This is a genomic window from Streptomyces sp. NPDC002328 (assembly GCF_042890065.1).
GTDB lineage: Bacteria > Actinomycetota > Actinomycetes > Streptomycetales > Streptomycetaceae > Streptomyces.
The window spans coordinates 71,565-89,134 of sequence record NZ_JBIARQ010000003.1; the positions used below are offsets into that span (position 1 = coordinate 71,565).

Consider the following 17,570-nt stretch of genomic DNA (forward strand, 5'->3'; position numbering starts at 1 on the left):
CGCCCGGCCGGAGAATCTCCGGCCGGGCGCCTCGCGTGTTCGTCCCTCGGGACCCCGGGGTCAAGAACCCCGGGTCCGTCAGTCGCTGCTGTTCAGGATGGACAGGAGTCGCAGGAACTCCATGTAGATCCAGACGAGCGTCAGCGTGAGGCCGAAGGCGGCGAGCCAGGACTCCTCGCGCGGAGCGCCGTAGGCGATGCCGTCCTCGACCTGCTTGAAGTCCAGGGCGAGGAAGCAGGCGCCGAGGATGATGCCGATGACACCGAAGACGATGCCGAGGGCGCCGCTGCGGAAGCCGAGGCCGTCACCGCCGCCGAAGACGGCGAACAGCAGGTTCACGGCCATCAGCAGCACGAAGCCGAGCGCGGCCGCCATCACGAAGCCGTAGAAACGGCGGTTGACGCGGATCCAGCCCGCCTTGTAGGCCACCAGCACACCGGCGAAGACCGCCATCGTGCCGAGGACCGCCTGGGCGACCACACCGTCCGCGATGTACGTCGACACCGCGCTGGAGATCACTCCGAGGAAGACGCCCTCGAAGGCGGCGTACGCCAGGATCAGCGCGGGCACGGGGCTGCGCTTGAAGGACTGGACGAGCGCCAGCACCATCGCGACCAGGCCGGCGCCGACGCCGATGGCGTACGACTTGCCGAGGTTGGCCTCGTCGACGGGCAGCAGCAGCCAGGACAGGACCGCGGTGACCACCACGGTGCCGAGCGTCATGGCGGTGCGCGCGACCACGTCGTCCATGGTCATCACGCCGGTGGCGGTGACCGGGGCCTGCGGGGCGCCGTGCTGCACGTCCTGCTGGGCGTAAGGGTTCTGCGCGTAGGGGTTGCCGGTCGGCTGGGCGTACGTGTTGCCGCCCTGCGCGTACGGGTTGCCCTGCTGCGTGCCGACAGCGGGACCCCCGGCCTGCGGCGCGGCGTTGAAGCCCGCGTAGCCGTTGTCGCGGCTGAACCCCCGTCGCGAGAAGACCGGGTTTCTGCTCCTCATTTCACTCCTCCATGGCCACACAGCGTGGCCTTGGCTCAAGAGTAATAGGTAGGCAAAGGATTGACCCTACTGCTTGGGGAGGATCTTTCCCTCGTCGTGCTGGCCAACACGCTACGTCCCTCCCTGATTCCCGGCACCGGCGGGCGTCATTCATGACAGATCCGGTACACGTCCGGGACCGGTCGGAGATCACGGACCGACGCCGTGCCGGCATCAGCGGGCATCAGCGGCCATCACCCGAACGGGAACCCCGTGTACCCCTCGGCGAGGTCGGTCTCCGCGGCGCGCGAGGAGGCGACGCGCTCCAGGCGCGCGAGCTGGAGCCGGTCGTCGAAGGGATCGGCGTCGGGCGCGCGGTGCAGCAGGGTCGTCATGTCGTAGGAGAAGCGCTCCGCCTGCCAGACGCGGGTGAGACAGGTCTGCGAGTAGGCGTCGAGCAGCTCGGCCGATCCGGTCTCGCGCTGATGCGTCAGGGCGCGCGCGAAGGTGACGACGTCGCCCACGGCCAGGTTCAGGCCCTTCGCACCGGTCGGCGGGACGATGTGCGCGGCGTCGCCGGCGAGGAAGAGGCGGCCGTACCGCATGGGCTCGTGGACGTAGGAGCGCATGGGGGTGACCGACTTCTGGGTGACGGGCCCGCGCTCCAGCCGCCAGTCGTCGTCCGTCTCGAAGCGGCGTTCCAGCTCCGCCCAGATCTCGTCGTCGCTCCAGGACTCGGCGTCCGTGCCCTCGGGCACCTGGAGGTAGAGGCGGGAGACGGACGGGGAGCGCATGGACAGCAGGGCGAAGCCGCGGTCGTGGCGGGCGTAGACCAGCTCGTCGTGGGAGGGCGGCACATCGGCGAGGATGCCGAGCCAGCCGAAGGGGTACGTCCGTTCGAACACGCGGGTCAGCTCGGCGGGGATCGCCCGGCGCGAGACGCCCCAGAAGCCGTCGCAGCCGACGACGTAGTCGCATTCGAGGACGTCCTCGCGGCCCTCGTGCCGGAAACGGACCCGCGGACGGCCGCCGGCGGGGCCCGGGACGCCGGCGGCGCTCGCGATGCCCTCCACGCCCTCCACGCTCTTCACGCCCTCGCCGCCCCCGACGTTCTCCACGGCGAGCGCCTCCGCCTCAAAGAGCAGCGGGCCGCCCTCCCTCAGTTGGAGGGCGATGAGGTCCTTGCACACCTCGGTCTGGGCGTAGACCATCACGGACCGGCCGCCGGTGAGGGCGGGGAAGTCCACCCGGTGACGCCGCTTGGCGAACCGCAGTTCGATGCCGTCATGGCGCAGTCCCTCCCGGTCCATCCGCTCCCCCGCGCCGGCCGCGCGCAGGACGTCCGCCGTGCCCTGCTCCAGGATCCCGGCGCGCTGGCGATGCTCGACGTAGGCCCGGTCGCGGCTCTCCAGGACGACGCAGTCGATGCCGGCGTTGTGCAGCAGGCGGGCGAGGAGCAGGCCGGCGGGGCCGGCGCCGATGATGCCGACGGTGGTGCGCATCGGGCGTTCCCTTCAGTGGGGCGTCGTTGCCACGAGATCGGTGTTCGCAGAGTGAAGTTTTCTTCACTTACGCTGGACGTGAGTCTGCGCCCGGGTTCGTTCGGGTGTCAACGGTCGGGAAGGGAGACGTCAAGGTCTCAATGGAGGGTGCAGTCAAACGGACGCACCGAGAGAGCGCGGAGGTGCCCGGAACCGGACTTGAACCGGTACGCCCGCGAGGGGCAGCGAGGTTTAAGCTCGCCGTGTCTGCATTCCACCATCCGGGCAGGCCATGGGCTCCGCGCTGAGCTTCTGAGCCTATCGGGACGCGTCCCCCGGCCAGCGGCCCGGCGGTCCGATGTTGTCTTATTTTATTGACGTCTGAGGGACCATCAGCCCCGAGAAGCGTCCATCCGCACTTGCCAATAGCCTCCCGCGCGAGCACGGCCCCCGTATGCGGAATGACGGAATTTCACCGTACGAACGAGGGTGCTCCACCGGTTCTTGACGAATGGCCCGTCAGGGGCGCGTGTCATCCCCAGGTATGACACGACGGGCTCCGGTCCGACCGGAGTCGCCCTACGGAACCGGAACAACGGGTGACTACACGGCGAGGAGCGACCGCGACGATGGTTCACGTTCCGAGCAATGACCCCGTCCCGACAGGAGCTCCTCCGTGACCACCACCCCCCTCGCCGACCGGACCACCGCCGTGGCCGCACGCGCCGCGGACCTGTCGAAGATCTACGGGGAGGGCGAGACCCGGGTGGTCGCACTGGACCGCGTCTCCGTCGACTTCAACCGGGCCGAGTTCACCGCGATCATGGGCCCCTCCGGCTCGGGCAAGTCGACGCTCATGCACTGCGTGGCCGGCCTGGACACCTTCTCCTCCGGCTCCGTGCGCATCGGCGACACCGAACTGGGCTCCCTGAAGGACAAGCAGCTCACCAAGCTGCGCCGGGACAAGATCGGCTTCATCTTCCAGGCGTTCAACCTGCTGCCCACGCTGACCGCGCTGGAGAACATCACCCTTCCGATGGACATAGCGGGCCGCAAGCCGGACAAGCAGTGGCTCGACACGGTGATCGAGATGGTGGGGCTGTCCGGACGGCTCGGCCACCGGCCCTCGCAGCTCTCCGGCGGCCAGCAGCAGCGCGTCGCCGTGGCCCGCGCCCTCGCCTCCCGGCCGGAGATCATCTTCGGTGACGAGCCCACCGGGAACCTCGACTCGCGCTCGGGCGCCGAGGTGCTGGGCTTCCTGCGCAACTCCGTGCGCGAGCTGGAGCAGACGGTGGTGATGGTGACCCACGACCCGGTGGCCGCGGCCTACGCGGACCGGGTGGTCTTCCTCGCGGACGGCCGGGTCGTCGACGAGGTGCACCGGCCGACGGCCGAGGCAGTGCTGGACCGCATGAAGCGGTTCGACGCCAAGGGCCGCACCAGCTGACCCCGCACCGGCTGACATCCCGGCGGCTCCCCCTCGCCGCCTAGCTCCCTCCACTTTCCCTCTGCTGGACTGAGACGACACCCCATGTTCCGTACCGCCTTGCGCAACGTTTCCGCGCACAAGGCCCGGCTCCTGATGACCGTCCTCGCCGTGATGCTCGGCGTGGCCTTCGTGTCGGGAACCCTGGTCTTCACCAACACCATCTCCCAGGCGCTCCAGAAGAGTTCCGCCAAGGGATTCGACCACGTCGACGTCGCCGTCACGGCCCGGGTCCCGGCGGACGAGGGCAACCGGATCGCCAAGCTCCCCGACCTCACCGACGCGCTGCTCGACCGCAGCGGGAGCGTGCCGGGCGCCGCCTCCGCCGTGGGCGTCGTACGCGGCTTCACCGCGATCGCCGACAAGGACGGCAAGCTCGCCGGGAGCGGCTTCCAGTCGCAGGGCGGGAACTACTGGGGCGCCGACGACGCCCGGTACCCGCTGGTCGACGGGCGCGTCCCGAAGGGCGCCGGCGAGGTCCTCCTCGACTCCGCGACCGCGAAGCGCACCGGCTACGAGGTCGGCGACACCGTACGGCTCTCGGTGGACGGCCCCGTCCTCACCCCGAAGATCACCGGCGTCTTCACCACCGCCGACGGCAACGTCGCGGCCGGCGGCAGCCTCGCCCTGTTCGACACGGCCACCGCCCAGCGGCTGTTCGGCAAGCCCGGCACGTACCACGAGATCGATGTGACGGCGAAGCCGGGCGTCAGCCAGGCCGCGCTCCGCGCCGAGCTGGTCAAGGCCCTGCCGAAAGACCTCACGGAGACCGCCACCGGCGAGCAACTCGCCTCCGATCAGGCCGAGATGATCACCCGGCAGATGTCCGGACTCAAGCAGACCCTGCTGGTCTTCGCCGGCATCGCGCTCTTCGTCGGCACGTTCATCATCGCCAACACCTTCACCATGCTGGTCGCCCAGCGCACCAAGGAACTCGCGCTGATGCGCGCGGTCGGCGCCTCCCGGCGGCAGGTCACCCGGTCGGTGCTGATCGAGGCGTTCGCGGTGGGCGCGGTCGCCGCCGTGGCAGGCCTGGTCGCGGGCATCGGGATCGGCATCGGGCTGCGCTCGCTGGTGAGTTCGCTCGGCGGCGTCGTCCCGGACGGGCCGGTCGTCGTCTCCCCCTCGACCGTCGGCACAGCCTTCGCGGTGGGCGTCCTCGTCACCATGCTCGCCGCCTGGCTGCCGGGCCGCCGGGCCGCGAAGATCCCGCCGGTCGCCGCGATGAGCAGTGTGCACGCGACGGCCACCACCAAGTCGCTGGTGCTGCGCAACACGCTGGGCGCGCTGTTCTCCGGGGCGGGCATCGCCGCCGTCCTGGCCGCGACCACGATGAACGGCACCGACGGACAGGCCCCCATGGGCGTCGGCGCGGTGCTGCTGATCGTCGGCGTCTTCATCCTGACCCCGCTGCTGTCCCGCCCGATCGTCGCCGCCGCGGCCCCGCTCCTGCGCGTGTTCGGCGTCTCGGGCAAGCTGGCCCGTCAGAACGCGGTGCGCAACCCGCGCCGCACGGCGGCCACCGCCTCCGCGCTGATGATCGGCCTCACCCTCATCACCGGCATGACCGTCATGGCGGGCAGCCTCCAGAAGTCGATCGACAAGATGGCGTCGGCGGCGATCAAGGCGGACTACGTGGTGTCCATGGCGAACGGCAGCGAGCTCTCGCCGGACGTCGAGAAGACGCTGAAGGGCGTCGACGGCGTCACCGCCACCAGCCCCATGCGCAACGGGTACGCCCGGGTCGACGAGGGGAGCGAGTACCTGACCGGCGTCGACGGCGGCACGATCGGCGAGCTGACCGACCTGAAGGTCGAGGACGGCGCCTTCAAGGTCGGCGGCGCTCAGGTCGTCGTCGACACGGTCACCGCCAAGTCGCACGGCTGGAAAACCGGTTCGGCCTTCACCGCCCACTTCGAGGACGGCGAGCAGCAGCGGCTGACCGTCGCCGGCCTCTACGAGGGCAACGAGATGATCCAGGGCGTCATCGTCGACAACGCGGCGCTCGCCCCGCACCAGAGCGACCCGGCCGACATGCAGGTCATGGTGAAGACCTCGGACGGGGCGACGGACGCCGTGAAGGACCGGCTGGAGAAGGCCCTCGGCTCCAACCCGGCCGTCAGGGTCCAGGACAAGCAGGACCTGTCCAACGAGATCGCGCAGATGTTCACGCTGATGCTGAACATGGTCTACGGGCTGCTGGCGATGGCGGTGATCGTGGCGGTCATCGGCGTCGTCAACACCCTGGCCATGTCGGTGTTCGAGCGCTCCCAGGAGATCGGCATGCTGCGGGCGATCGGCCTGGACCGCACCGGCATCAAGCGGATGGTGCGGCTGGAGTCCCTGGTGATCTCGCTGTTCGGCGCGGTGCTCGGCATCGGGCTCGGCGTGTTCTTCGGCTGGGCGGGCGGTGAGCTGCTCGGGACGAGCATGGCGACCTACGAACTCGTCCTGCCGTGGGGGCGGATGGCGCTGTTCCTGGTGCTGGCCGCCGCGGTGGGCATGCTGGCGGCGCTGTGGCCGGCGCGGCGGGCCGCCCGGCTGAACATGCTGACGGCGATCAAGTCGGAGTGAGAGCTGGCAGGTTGGAGTGAGCACGGGCAGGTCGGGGCCCCGTCGCGGTGTGCGGCGGGGCCCCTTTCTGTCTGTCGTTCCGGGGGTGCCGGGGCGCTGTTCCGCCGCCGTGTTCCGCCGCGGTCAGTTCCAGGTGCGGGCGCGCAGGGGCAGGCCGGAGGCGCCCGAGTCCGGGGTGCGGACGGCCAGGACCTGGTTGACGGAGAGCCGGTTGCGTTCGAAGGAGAGCGCCGAGGCCGCCATGTACAGGCGCCACACGCGGGCCCGGCCCGGACTCGTCAGGCCGACCGCGCGGGGCCAGGCCGCCTCCAGGTTGGCGACCCAGCGGCGCAGGGTGAGGGCGTAGTGCTCGCGGATCGACTCCACGTCACGGACCTCGAAGCCGGCGTGCTCCAGCTGGGCGACCGTGGTGCCCACGGGGGCCAGTTCGCCGTCGGGGAAGACGTAGGCGTCGATGAACGCGTCGATGCGGTAGGCGTTCTCGTCGTGACGGGGGCGGCGGGCGATCTGGTGGTTCAGCAGGCGCCCGCCGGGGCGGAGGAGGGCATGCAGGGCGCTCGTGTACTCCCGGTACCTCTCCGCGCCGACGTGCTCCGCCATGCCGATGGACGAGATCGCGTCGTAGGGGCCGTCGGCGACGTCGCGGTAGTCCTGGACGCGGATCTCGACCAGGTCGGCGAGGCCGGCGTCCGCGACGCGCTTGCGGGCGTAGGTCGCCTGCTCGTGGGAGAGGGTGATGCCGACGACGCCCGCCCCGTGCTCCCGCGCCGCGTGGATCGCCATCGAGCCCCAGCCGCAGCCGACGTCCAGCAGGCGCTGACCGGGCTTCAGGGCGAGCTTGCGGCAGACGAGTTCGAGCTTGTCGCGCTGGGCCCGTTCCAGGGCGTCGTCGGCGGACGGGTCGGGCGACTCCCAGTAGGCGCAGGAGTACACCATGGACGGGCCGAGGACGAGCTCGTAGAAGTCGTTGCCGACGTCGTAGTGGTGGCTGACGGCGTGGCGGTCGGTGCGGCGGGTGTGGAGGTGGCCGGCGCGGCGGACCTCCTCCGGGGGCGGGGCGGGCGGCAGGGGCGGCCCGGCGAGTCTCAGCAGGCCGCGGACGGCCGCGCGGAAGCGGGGGTCGCGCAGGGCCTCGGTGAGGGATCTGGCGTCCTCGCCGCGGTCCCAGACGAGGCCGGAGACGATGTCGAGCGCCGCGTAGAGGTCGCCCTCGATCTCCAGGTCGCCGGCCACCCAGGCGCGGGCCAGGCCCAGTTCGCCCGGCTTGAACAGGAAGCGGCGCAGGGCCCTGCGGTTGCGTACGACGAGGATCGGGGCGTCGGGCGGGCCGGCCTGCGAACCGTCCCAGGCGCGGACGCGGGCCCGGAACGGCGCTCCGAGCAGCTGTTCTACGAGGGCGTGGAGCCGCGAAGCGGCGTCAGCCATGATGCACACCTCCTTGAAGGTGATCCCGGAATGCTGACACCACGTAAACACACGGCTGCCCCCCTGCGGGGCCACCCCACGCACACGAAAAGGCCGCCCGCACCACGGATGGCGGGCGGCCCCTTCGGGGTTCAGCAGGGTTGAGCAGGGTTGAGCGGGGCGAGGTCAGGAGGCCTTGGCCTTCTCCTCGGTCTTCTCGGTCTTCGGCGCCGCGGCGACCGGGGCCGGCTTGGCGGCCTCGTAGAACTCCTCGCGCGGGGACTCCAGCGCACCGAGGGCGACGACCTCGCGCTTGAGGAACATGCCGAGCGTCCAGTCGGCGAAGACGCGGATCTTGCGGTTCCACGTCGGCATCGCCATGCCGTGGTAGCCGCGGTGCATGTACCACGCCAGCCGGCCCTTGAGCTTGATCTTCATCTTGCCCATGACGATCATCGCGACGCCCTTGTGCAGGCCGAGACCCGCCACCGCGCCCTTGTTGGCGTGGCTGTACTCCTTCTGCGGGAAGCCCCGCATGCCGGAGACCACGTTGTCGCCGAGCACCTTGGCCTGACGCAGCGCGTGCTGCGCGTTCGGCGGGCACCAGGCGTTCTCCACGCCGGCCTTGCGGGCGGCGACGTCCGGGACCTGGGCGTTGTCGCCCGCGGCCCAGATGTAGTCGGTGCCCTGCACCTGGAGGGTGGGCGCGCAGTCCACGTGGCCGCGGGGGCCGAGCGGCAGGCCGTAGCGGCCCAGCGCCGGGTTGGGCTTGACACCCGCCGTCCAGACGATCGTGCTGGAGTCGACCTCGAGGCCGTTCTTCAGGACGACATGGCCGTCGACGCAGGAGTCCATCGAGGTGGAGAGGTAGATCTCCACGCCACGGCTCTCCAGGTGCTCCTTGCCGTACTGGCCGAGCTTGGGGCCGACCTCGGGGAGGATCTTGTCGGCGGCGTCGACGAGGATGAAGCGCATGTCCTCGCGGGACACGTTCTTGTAGTACTTGGCCGCGTCGCGGGCCAGGTCCTCGACCTCGCCGATGGTCTCCGCACCGGCGAAGCCGCCACCGATGAAGACGAAGGTGAGCGCCTTGCGGCGGATCTCCTCGTCGTGGGTGGAGTCGGCCTTGTCGAGCTGCTCCAGGACGTGGTTGCGCAGGCCGATGGCCTCCTCGATGCCCTTCATGCCGATGCCCTGCTCGGCGAGGCCGGGGATCGGGAAGGTGCGGGAGACCGCGCCGAGCGCGACGACCAGGTAGTCGAAGGGCAGCTCGTACGCCTCGCCCACGAGGGGGGCGATCGTGGCGACCTTGCGGTCCTGGTCGATGGTGGTGACCCGGCCGGTGAGGACCTCCGCCTTGGGCAGCACACGTCGCAGGGGGACGACGACGTGCCGCGGGGAGATGTTGCCGGCGGCGGTTTCGGGGAGGAAGGGCTGGTAGGTCATGTACGACCGGGGGTCGACGACCGTGACGGTCGCCTCGCCGTAGCGCATCTTCTTGAGGATGCGCCGAGCTGCGTACAGGCCTACGTACCCACCGCCTACTACGAGGATCCTGGGACGCTCCGTGGTGCTCATGCCATCGAGTATCCACCCGCCCCAGAGGGGTCGCTCGTGCGCCCCTTCACAAGCTTCGGCGGGGTGTGTGCTATCCTCCGCGACCCGCGTGATCCAGATCATGACGCCGAGGGGGAACCGGCGGGGGTCGCGCACCGTTGTCAATGCCGCGTGAGCTGCCTCTCCGGGTGCTCATGGCCAGGGTGAGGCCCTCGAAACACTCCTCCTGCACCCCCTTGCGAAACGTCCACGCGCGCCTCTTTTGAACACGTTCACAGGGGTGTCGGACGCCCGGAAGGGTCAACCGGGACCGATCCGTCCTCCGACAGGGCCGAATTCCTTGTGAAGAACTTCACGAAGTTTTTCGACGGGCCCCGCCGGAGTGCCGCGAAGGGGCCCCCAAGGAGCCCCTTCGGTCCGCTCATACGTTATCCGCACTGCTCAGCAGAGTGCTACCGATCAGTAATAAAAGAGAGCCACGCCACCGCCGGGGCTACGCCACCGACCACGCGATGCCGTCGAGGATGTCGTGTTCGCTCACCACGACCTCCTCCGCGCCGATCCGCTCCATGATCGAGAGCAGGACGAGGGCGCCCGCCGCGATGACGTCCACGCGGCCCGGATGCATCGACGGGACGGCCGCGCGTTCGGCGTGCGTGGAGCGCAGCAGCCACTCGGCGATCTCGCGGACCCGCTCGCGGGAGACCCGGGAGTGGTGGATGGCCGCCGGGTCGTACCCCGGCAGCTCCTGCGCGATCGCCGACACCGTCGTCACCGAGCCGGCCAGCCCCACCAGCGTGTGCGCCTCCCGCAGCGGGACCGTCCGCTCCACGAGGTCGAGGGCGGCCTCGATGTCGGCGCGTATCGCCGCGATCTGCTCCGCCGTGGGCGGGTCGCTGACCGCGCCGTCCACCACGAGGTGCCGCTCGGTCATCCGCACGCAGCCGACGTCCACGGAGCGCGCGGCCCGCACATGGTCGTCGCCGACCACGAACTCGGTGGAGCCGCCGCCGATGTCCACGACCAGGTACGGCTTCGTCAGGTCGTCACGGCCCGTCAGTTCCTTCGTCGCGCCGGTGAAGGAGAACTCGGCCTCCTGGTCCCCGGAGATGACCTCGGGCTCGACGCCCAGGATGTCCAGCACCCCGCGCACGAACTCGTCCCGGTTCTCGGCGTCCCGGGAGGCGGAGGTGGCGACGAAGCGCAGCCGCTCGGCCCCATGCTCCTTGACGACCTCGGCGTACTCCCGGCAGGCGGCGAACGTCCGCTCCAGCGCCTCCGGCGCGAGCCGCCCGGTGCGGTCGACGCCCTGGCCGAGGCGCACGATCGTCATACGCCGGTCCAGCTCGACCAGTTCACCGCTCACGGGGTCCGCGTCGGCGACGAGCAGCCGGATGGAGTTCGTACCGCAGTCGACGGCGGCGACGCGGGTCATCGGGCGTCCCCCTCCCCCGCCGGCGCCACGCACGTCCCCTTGCGCCACCACTCCGGCAGCATCTCGAGCGCCTCGTCCCCGAGCGGGTTCACGCCCGGCCCCGCGGCCAGCGAGTGCGCCACGAGGACGTGCAGGCACTTCACCCGGTCCGGCATGCCGCCCGCGCTCGGGAAGCCCTTCAGCTCCTCGATCTCGTCGCGCCGGCGCACATAGTCCTCGTGCGCGGCCCGGTAGGCGGCGGCGAGTTCCGGGTCGGCGCCCAGCCGCTCCGTCATCTCCTTCATCACGCCGTTCGCCTCCAGCGTGCCGATCGCGGAGTTCGCCTTGGGGCACGTCAGGTAGTACAGCGTGGGGAAGGGCGTGCCGTCGGGCAGGCGCGGGGCCGTCTCGACGACGTCCGGCTGTCCGCAGGGGCAGCGGTGCGCGATCGCGCGCAGGCCGCGCGGCGGGCGCCCGAGCTGCTGTTTGAAGGCCTCGACGTCCGCGTCGGTGGGCTCGGTGCGCGGGGTGGTCGGCGGGGGCGTTTCCATGCCTGTCTTTCTATCGTTCCGTCGGTCTCGAAGCTCGGGGCTCAGAGTCAGGGGCCAGGGCTAGGGGCTCGGGGCTCGGGGTTCGGAGCCCGTCACGGCTCGTCAGCCGTCGGCGGCGTCGGACTTGTCGACGCCGTCCCAGACGTTCGCGTACCAGGGGCGGTCGGCGGCGCCGAGGTCGGCGCGGGACTGCTTGACCGCGGCCGGGTCGATGACGACGTAGCCCGTCTCCCCCGGCATCACGTAGTGCAGCCGCTCCCGGATCCGCTGCTCGGCGTAGGCGTCGTCCTGCCAACGCGCCTTGAGGTCGCGCAGTTCCTCCACCCGCTCCCTCGCCTGCTCCCGCTCGCGCTCCAGATCGGCGATCTCGGCGCGCTGGGAGACGTACTGGCGCATGGGGTAGGCCAGGGCCACGACGATCGAGCACAGGACGAGCGCGAGCAGGGCGGCGCGGCCGGTGAGCCGGGAGCGGCGGGCCTGCCGCTTGGTCTGGGAGCGGTAGACGCGGGCCGCCGTCTGCTCGCCGAGCAGTCTGATCCTGGTCGCGGTGGAGAACCGGTCCCGGTCCCTCACGGCCATGCCCCGCCTCCCGTCTCGTCCCGCGTCACACGCGCGTACGTCCCCGCACACGGTACGGGACCGGGTACGGGGACGTACGTACGACGCTTCCTTCTTGTATCAGCGCCGGGGGCTGCCGTTCGCCCTGGTTCGCGGAGCGCTGTGCCTACTGGTTCGCAGAGCGCTGTGCCTACTGGTTCGCGGAGCGAAACCGCGGGAAGGCGCTGCGGCCGGCGTACACCGCGGCGTCGTCGAGGATCTCCTCGATGCGCAGCAGCTGGTTGTACTTGGCGACGCGGTCCGAGCGGGCCGGGGCGCCGGTCTTGATCTGACCGCAGTTCACGGCGACGGCGAGGTCGGCGATGGTGACGTCCTCGGTCTCGCCGGAGCGGTGGGACATCATGCACTTGAAGCCGTTGCGCTGGGCCAGCTCGACGGCGTCCAGGGTCTCGGTCAGCGAGCCGATCTGGTTGACCTTGACCAGCAGGGCGTTGGCGGAGCCCTCCTCGATGCCGCGGGCGAGGCGCTCGGGGTTGGTGACGAAGAGGTCGTCGCCGACGATCTGGACCTTGTCGCCCAGCTTCTCGGTGATGGTGTTCCAGCCGGCCCAGTCGTCCTCGAACAGCGGGTCCTCGATGGAGACGAGCGGGTACGACGCGACGAGGTCGGCGTAGTACTCCGTCATCTCGGCGGCGGAGCGCTCCTTGCCCTCGAAGGTGTAGACGCCGTCCTTGTAGAACTCGGAGGCGGCGACGTCGAGGGCGAGGGCGATCTGCTCGCCGGGGGTGTAGCCGGCCTCCTTGATGGCCTCGAGGATGAGGTCGAGGGCGGCGCGGTTGGACTCCAGGTTCGGGGCGAAGCCGCCCTCGTCGCCGAGGCCGGTGGACAGGCCCTTGGTCTTCAGCACCTTCTTGAGGGTGTGGTAGACCTCGGCGCCCCAGCGCAGGGCCTCGGAGAAGGACTCCGCGCCGATGGGGGCGATCATGAACTCCTGGATGTCCACGTTGGAGTCGGCGTGCGAGCCGCCGTTCAGGATGTTCATCATCGGAACGGGCAGCAGGTGCGCGTTCGGGCCGCCCAGGTAGCGGAAGAGCGGGAGGTCGCTGGCCTCGGAGGCGGCGTGGGCGACGGCGAGGGAGACGCCGAGGATGGCGTTGGCGCCCAGCGAGGCCTTGTTGTCGGTGGCGTCCAGGTCGAACATGGCCTGGTCGATGAGGCGCTGCTCGGTGGCGTCGTAGCCGACCAGCTCCGGGCCGATCTGCTCGATCACGGCGAGGACGGCCTTCTCGACGCCCTTGCCGAGGTAGCGGTTCGGGTCACCGTCGCGCAGCTCGATGGCCTCGAAGGCACCGGTGGAGGCGCCGGACGGAACGGCGGCACGACCCGTGCTGCCGTCGTCGAGGCCGACCTCGACCTCGACGGTGGGGTTGCCTCGCGAGTCGAGGATTTCCCGGGCTACGACGACGTCGATGGACGGCACGAGCATCTCCTTCATGGGATGTGACGCTGGTTGTGCGGGGCCGCTTGGGCCTTGCGACTAGAGCCTAACCGCCCCGGGGCCGTCGGCAGCCGACCGACCGTCCCGTGGACAGACTGACGGTACACATTGTTCCTGGCCGGAACAAAGAGATTCGGTGAAACAAAAGACCCCGCCCCGGTGCGTACGGGGGAACACGCACCGGGGCGGGGAGCCCGTGGGGACGGGGGGTGACCCTCACGAGGCCCTCAGTGTGCGGGCCTCGGTTGTGAGGGCGCTGTGGCTTCGTTCGGAGCCGGGTGTCACTTCAGGTGAAGCTGCTGACCCGGGTAGATGAGGTTGGCGTCCTGGACGATGTCCTTGTTCAGCTCGAAGAGCTTCGCCCAGCCGCCGGCGACCTTCTGCTTCTCGGCGATGGAGCTGAGGGTGTCGCCCGCGACGACCTTGTACTCGCCGTCGCCCTTCTTGACCTTCTTGCCGGTCGGGGTGGTGACGGTCTTCTTGCTCTCGGCGGCCGGACGCTCGGCGGAGCGGGAGGCGCCCTGCTTCTCGGTGGAGCGCTTGCTCGTGTCCGAGGAACCGGAGTCGGAGCCGCTGCCCGAGGAGCCGGAGCCGCTGCCGGAGGAGCCGCCGGTGTAGGAGGCGTTGGACAGGCCCTTGCCGCAGACCGGCCAGGCGCCCTTGCCCTGGCCCGCGAGGACCTTCTCGGCGATCTGGATCTGCTGCGACTTGCTGGCCTTGTCGGCGGTGGAGGCGTACTGCGTGCCGCCGTACGCGGCCCAGGTCGACGCGGAGAACTGGACGCCGCCGTAGTAGCCGTTGCCGGTGTTGATGGACCAGTTGCCGCCGGACTCGCACTGGGCGACGGCGTCCCACTCGGAGGCGGTGGCGGCGGAGGCGTTGCCGGCCGCCATCAGCGGGGCGGCGACGGCGGCGGTGGTGACACCGGCCAGCGCGACGGCGCGGGTGGCCTTGGACGGACGACGGTGCTTGCCCTTGCCGGTAAACAGCATGGATCGATCCCCTCACCGACGCCTGCGAGGTGAGCTGTCGGGTTCGGGCCGGTTGAGTTGCCCGGCCACTCCTCCGTGGGAGGCGTGGCTTCACCCCGAGCCGGATCCAGCTGAACCGCTGGGCCCGGCGCTTACCTTGGGTCCCCCGCTCCTGCCTACGGCGCTTGACGCGACGACTGTTCCCGGACGGCCACTGGCAGGATTCGGCGTTGCGGCGGCCGGGGCTCGGGTTGCCGAGCGGTCATGACCGTACGCACGCGATCGACGGAATTTCAAAGACGATCAGGGCTTCTGAGACTCATCCCACACTTTCACCAAACCGGACATTCGGCGCGAAGTGTGACGTGAACTCCCCCCGTTTCAGGGGGTTTTCCACCGTCTTGGACCGTCCCGCCGGAGCGCTACTCGGCTCCGGTCGTCAGCGTCTGACCGGGCGTGATGTCGCTCGGGTCGGCGCCGATGACGTCCTTGTTCCCGTCGTAGAGCGCGCGCCATCCGCCGTCGACGCCAAGGGAGTCGGCGATGGACTCCAGGGAGTCGCCGTCCTGGACGACGTAGGTACCGGCCGCGCCGCTGAGGGAGTTCGCGGCGTGGCGTCCGGGAGAGGCCGCGCTGTCGCCGCCGGTCGCGCTCTCGTCGGCCGTGGAGCCGCGGTGGCGGCCGGAGCCGAGGGTGTCGGCGCCGAGCGTCTCGGCGTCGGCGGCGAGGGAACCGGTGTCGACGAGACTCCAAGAGCCCGCACCCTGAGCGGAATTGTCCGACTCGTCCAGTTTCGGGGACTCCGTGGGCGAGCTGCCGCCCGCCTGTGAGCCCGCCGCGCCGGCAGGGTCGTCCGGCTTCGCGGATCCGCCCTCTTCGGAGTCCGCGGCGGAGGAAGAGGATGAAGGCGACGAAGGCGTCGAGGAGGGGGAAGAGGAGGACGAATCACCCGAATCCGCCGAGGAGCCGGCGGACGGGTCGGTGGACGCGCTGCCGGAATCCCGCGAGGAGCCGGAGGAGTTCGAAGAACCGGAACCCCGGGACAGGTCGGACAAGCCGGACGAAATGGAGGAGTCGGACTGGTCGTCCGCGACGCCGGTGTCGACGGAACCCGAGGCCGCGTCCGCGGTGAGACCGGACGTCAGGCCGCAGGTGCCCCAGGCGCCGACGCCCTGGTCGGCGAGGACCTTCTGGGCCACGGCGATCTGCTGGTTGCGGCTGGCCAGGTCGGGGCGCGAGGCGTAGTCGGCACCGCCGTACTTGTCCCAGTCGTCCTGACTGAGCGCCAGTCCGCCGTACTCGCCGCCGCCCTGGTCGGCGCTCCAGGAGCCGCCGGTCTCGCACTCCGCCACCCTGTCCCACACCGTGCCGTCGGCCGCGCTCGCGCCGGAGGCGCCCAACAGCGGGATGGCGATGGCGGAACCGGTCACGCCGGCCGCGACGAGGAGGGCCGGGGCCTGGCGAGGGCGACGGTGACGACCGTTCCCGGAGAGCATGCGAAGGCCTTTCTCGAGACAGCAGTGCCCGCGCGGCGAGCGAAAACGGGGTCGCCGCGTTGACGAGTGAACGTATCGGCACACGATCACTTGTCACAAGTTAATGCCGCGCAGATCACGTGAAGATCACAGAGGTGAGGATCGGTCACCTTCGCTTCGCAGTCCGGTCACATGACGGCAAGTCAACGGACGGGCGCGACGCGTGCCGCGGAGGCCGGTTCCACGGGGGTGAATTCCACCGGAAGTGTGCGCAATCCGCGCATGATGAGGCCGCCGCGCCATCTCAACTCCGCCGGGTCGGCGGCGAGTCGGAGGTCGGGGAGACGGGTGAGGAGAGTCGCCAGGGCGGTCTGGCCCTCCAGGCGGGCGAGCGGGGCGCCGAGGCAGTAGTGGATGCCGTGGCCGTAGCCGAGGTGCTGGTTGTCCCGGCGGGAGAGGTCGAGGGTGTCGGGGTCGGTGAAGCGTTCCGGGTCACGGTCGGCTGCGGCGAGGACGACGAGGACGGGGTCGCCGGGGGCGATGTCCTGGCCGCCGATGCTGAGCGGGCGGGTGGCGAACCGCCAGGTGGCGAGCTCCACCGGGCCGTCGTAGCGCAGGAGTTCCTCGACGCCGGTCTCCAGCAGAGCGTGGTCGCCGGCGGCCAGGGAGTCCTGGAGGCGGTGGCGCTGGCCGGGGTTGGTGAGGAGGGCGTACGTGCCGTTGCCGATCAGGTTCACCGTCGTCTCGAAGCCGGCGAACAGCAGGATGAACGCCATGGCGGCGGCCTCGTTCTCGGTGAGGTGCTCGCCGTGGTCGGAGGCGCGGATGAGACCGGAGATGAGGTCCTCGCCGGGGACGGGCTCCGGTGAGTCGGAGAGGGCCTCGCGCTTGCGGTGGATGAGGTCGGCGAGGTAGCCGCGCATCTTCTTCACCGACCGCGCGACGCCGCCGCGGGGTCCGCCGCCGTGCCGGATCATCATCCCCGCCCAGTCCCGGAAGTCGTCCTGGTCCTCGCGGGGGACGCCCAGCAGGTCGCAGATGGCGTAGATGGGGAGCGGGAAGGCGAAGTCGTGGATGAGGTCGGCGGAGCCCTGCCGGGCGAACCGGTCGATGAGGTCGTCGGTGAGCTCCTGGACCCGGGGGGCGAACTCGGCGACGCGGCGGGGCGTGAACGCCTTGCTGACGAGACGCCGCAGCCGGGTGTGGTCCGGCGGGTCGATGTTCAGCAGATGCGTCATCAACTCGGCCTTGCGCTCACCGGGGATGCCGGTCTTGCCCTTGGCGTGCGCGGGCTCGTCGTGATGGGCGGGGTTCTTGGACAGCCGCTGGTCGGCGAGGGCCTGCTTGGCGTCGGCGTACCGGGTGACCAGCCAGGCCTCCACCCCACTGGGCAGCCGGGTCCGACGCACCGGCGCATGCTCCCGGAGCCAGGCGTAGGCGGGATAGGGATCGCTGGCGAACTCCCAGGTGAAGAGCTCCGGGACAGCGTCCGACGAGAAAGACGAAACGGGCTGACTGGTCACCTCCCGACGGTATCGGGAGCGGGGGGGACGACTTGCAGGAGGGAGAGGGGGGAGGGGCGGCGGACGCTGTGGCGCGGCAGGTGCTGTGGCGCGGCGGGTCCGC

The 17,570-nt window shown here is 70.5% G+C and carries 13 protein-coding genes, 1 tRNA gene and 1 riboswitch; of the genes, 2 read left to right on the top strand and 12 right to left on the bottom strand.

The window, feature by feature from the left end; genetic code table 11:
• Positions 1 to 78 precede the first annotated feature (78 nt).
• The 3 genes from ACFYX4_RS10020 to ACFYX4_RS10030 form a co-directional block, all read right to left on the bottom strand.
• Positions 79 to 996 (bottom strand): Bax inhibitor-1/YccA family protein, encoded by a 918-nt coding sequence (locus ACFYX4_RS10020; protein WP_389328886.1) that lies wholly within the window; start codon positions 994 to 996, stop codon positions 79 to 81.
• A 233-nt stretch (positions 997 to 1,229) separates the two neighbouring features.
• The gene (locus ACFYX4_RS10025) at positions 1,230 to 2,477 is read right to left on the bottom strand and encodes a 4-hydroxybenzoate 3-monooxygenase (RefSeq protein ID WP_389328889.1); all 1,248 of its coding nucleotides are present in this window, start codon (positions 2,475 to 2,477) and stop codon (positions 1,230 to 1,232) included.
• 183 nt (positions 2,478 to 2,660) lie between these two features.
• A tRNA-Leu gene (locus ACFYX4_RS10030) sits at positions 2,661 to 2,743 on the bottom strand.
• 389 nt (positions 2,744 to 3,132) lie between these two features.
• Between ACFYX4_RS10030 and ACFYX4_RS10035 the strand changes: the two genes are divergently transcribed.
• Both ACFYX4_RS10035 and ACFYX4_RS10040 read left to right on the top strand, forming a co-directional pair.
• Entirely contained in the window at positions 3,133 to 3,903 is a 771-nt protein-coding gene (locus ACFYX4_RS10035; RefSeq protein WP_389328892.1) for an ABC transporter ATP-binding protein, read from the top strand.
• 84 nt (positions 3,904 to 3,987) lie between these two features.
• A complete protein-coding gene (locus tag ACFYX4_RS10040; RefSeq protein ID WP_389328895.1) occupies positions 3,988 to 6,516 on the top strand; it encodes an ABC transporter permease in 2,529 nt (842 codons plus the stop codon).
• Positions 6,517 to 6,639: 123 nt separating this feature from the next.
• Here ACFYX4_RS10040 and ACFYX4_RS10045 read toward each other — a convergent pair whose 3' ends face one another.
• The 9 genes from ACFYX4_RS10045 to ACFYX4_RS10085 all read right to left on the bottom strand — a co-directional run bounded on the left by ACFYX4_RS10045 (position 6,640) and on the right by ACFYX4_RS10085 (position 17,467).
• A complete protein-coding gene (locus ACFYX4_RS10045) occupies positions 6,640 to 7,941 on the bottom strand; it encodes a class I SAM-dependent methyltransferase (protein WP_389328898.1) in 1,302 nt (433 codons plus the stop codon).
• A 165-nt stretch (positions 7,942 to 8,106) separates the two neighbouring features.
• Entirely contained in the window at positions 8,107 to 9,498 is a 1,392-nt protein-coding gene (locus ACFYX4_RS10050; RefSeq protein ID WP_389328901.1) for an NAD(P)/FAD-dependent oxidoreductase, read from the bottom strand.
• A gap of 472 nt (positions 9,499 to 9,970) precedes the next feature.
• Positions 9,971 to 10,912 (bottom strand): exopolyphosphatase, encoded by a 942-nt coding sequence (locus ACFYX4_RS10055; protein ID WP_389328904.1) that lies wholly within the window; start codon positions 10,910 to 10,912, stop codon positions 9,971 to 9,973.
• Entirely contained in the window at positions 10,909 to 11,442 is a 534-nt protein-coding gene (locus tag ACFYX4_RS10060) for a DUF501 domain-containing protein (RefSeq protein ID WP_389328907.1), read from the bottom strand. Before ACFYX4_RS10060 ends, ACFYX4_RS10055 begins: the two co-directional genes overlap by 4 nt.
• 102 nt (positions 11,443 to 11,544) lie before the next feature.
• The gene (locus ACFYX4_RS10065; RefSeq protein WP_389328910.1) at positions 11,545 to 12,021 is read right to left on the bottom strand and encodes a septum formation initiator family protein; all 477 of its coding nucleotides are present in this window, start codon (positions 12,019 to 12,021) and stop codon (positions 11,545 to 11,547) included.
• Between the two features lie 169 nt (positions 12,022 to 12,190).
• On the bottom strand, positions 12,191 to 13,486 hold the full coding sequence (gene eno / locus ACFYX4_RS10070) for a phosphopyruvate hydratase (protein ID WP_389330195.1): 1,296 nt from the start codon (positions 13,484 to 13,486) through the stop codon (positions 12,191 to 12,193).
• 293 nt (positions 13,487 to 13,779) lie between these two features.
• On the bottom strand, positions 13,780 to 14,490 hold the full coding sequence (locus ACFYX4_RS10075; RefSeq protein ID WP_389328913.1) for a transglycosylase family protein: 711 nt from the start codon (positions 14,488 to 14,490) through the stop codon (positions 13,780 to 13,782).
• 4 nt (positions 14,491 to 14,494) lie between these two features.
• A riboswitch (cyclic di-AMP (ydaO/yuaA leader) is annotated at positions 14,495 to 14,663 on the bottom strand.
• A gap of 228 nt (positions 14,664 to 14,891) precedes the next feature.
• Entirely contained in the window at positions 14,892 to 15,965 is a 1,074-nt protein-coding gene (locus tag ACFYX4_RS10080; RefSeq protein ID WP_389328916.1) for a transglycosylase family protein, read from the bottom strand.
• A gap of 182 nt (positions 15,966 to 16,147) precedes the next feature.
• Complete coding sequence (locus ACFYX4_RS10085; protein ID WP_389328919.1) at positions 16,148 to 17,467, bottom strand: cytochrome P450; 1,320 nt, start codon at positions 17,465 to 17,467, stop codon at positions 16,148 to 16,150.
• Positions 17,468 to 17,570: the final 103 nt, after the last annotated feature.

Excerpts from the sequence above, each read along its gene's own strand:
- ACFYX4_RS10080 (WP_389328916.1), bottom strand. The coding sequence starts at position 15,965 with ATGCTCTCCGGGAACGGTCGTCACCGTCGCCCTCGCCAGGCCCCGGCC.
- ACFYX4_RS10060 (WP_389328907.1), bottom strand. The coding sequence starts at position 11,442 with ATGGAAACGCCCCCGCCGACCACCCCGCGCACCGAGCCCACCGACGCG.
- ACFYX4_RS10020 (WP_389328886.1), bottom strand. The coding sequence starts at position 996 with ATGAGGAGCAGAAACCCGGTCTTCTCGCGACGGGGGTTCAGCCGCGAC.
- ACFYX4_RS10055 (WP_389328904.1), bottom strand. The coding sequence starts at position 10,912 with ATGACCCGCGTCGCCGCCGTCGACTGCGGTACGAACTCCATCCGGCTG.
- ACFYX4_RS10040 (WP_389328895.1), top strand. The coding sequence starts at position 3,988 with ATGTTCCGTACCGCCTTGCGCAACGTTTCCGCGCACAAGGCCCGGCTC.
- eno (WP_389330195.1), bottom strand. The coding sequence starts at position 13,486 with ATGCTCGTGCCGTCCATCGACGTCGTCGTAGCCCGGGAAATCCTCGAC.
- ACFYX4_RS10075 (WP_389328913.1), bottom strand. The coding sequence starts at position 14,490 with ATGCTGTTTACCGGCAAGGGCAAGCACCGTCGTCCGTCCAAGGCCACC.
- ACFYX4_RS10065 (WP_389328910.1), bottom strand. The coding sequence starts at position 12,021 with ATGGCCGTGAGGGACCGGGACCGGTTCTCCACCGCGACCAGGATCAGA.
- ACFYX4_RS10025 (WP_389328889.1), bottom strand. The coding sequence starts at position 2,477 with ATGCGCACCACCGTCGGCATCATCGGCGCCGGCCCCGCCGGCCTGCTC.
- ACFYX4_RS10050 (WP_389328901.1), bottom strand. The coding sequence starts at position 9,498 with ATGAGCACCACGGAGCGTCCCAGGATCCTCGTAGTAGGCGGTGGGTAC.
- ACFYX4_RS10045 (WP_389328898.1), bottom strand. The coding sequence starts at position 7,941 with ATGGCTGACGCCGCTTCGCGGCTCCACGCCCTCGTAGAACAGCTGCTC.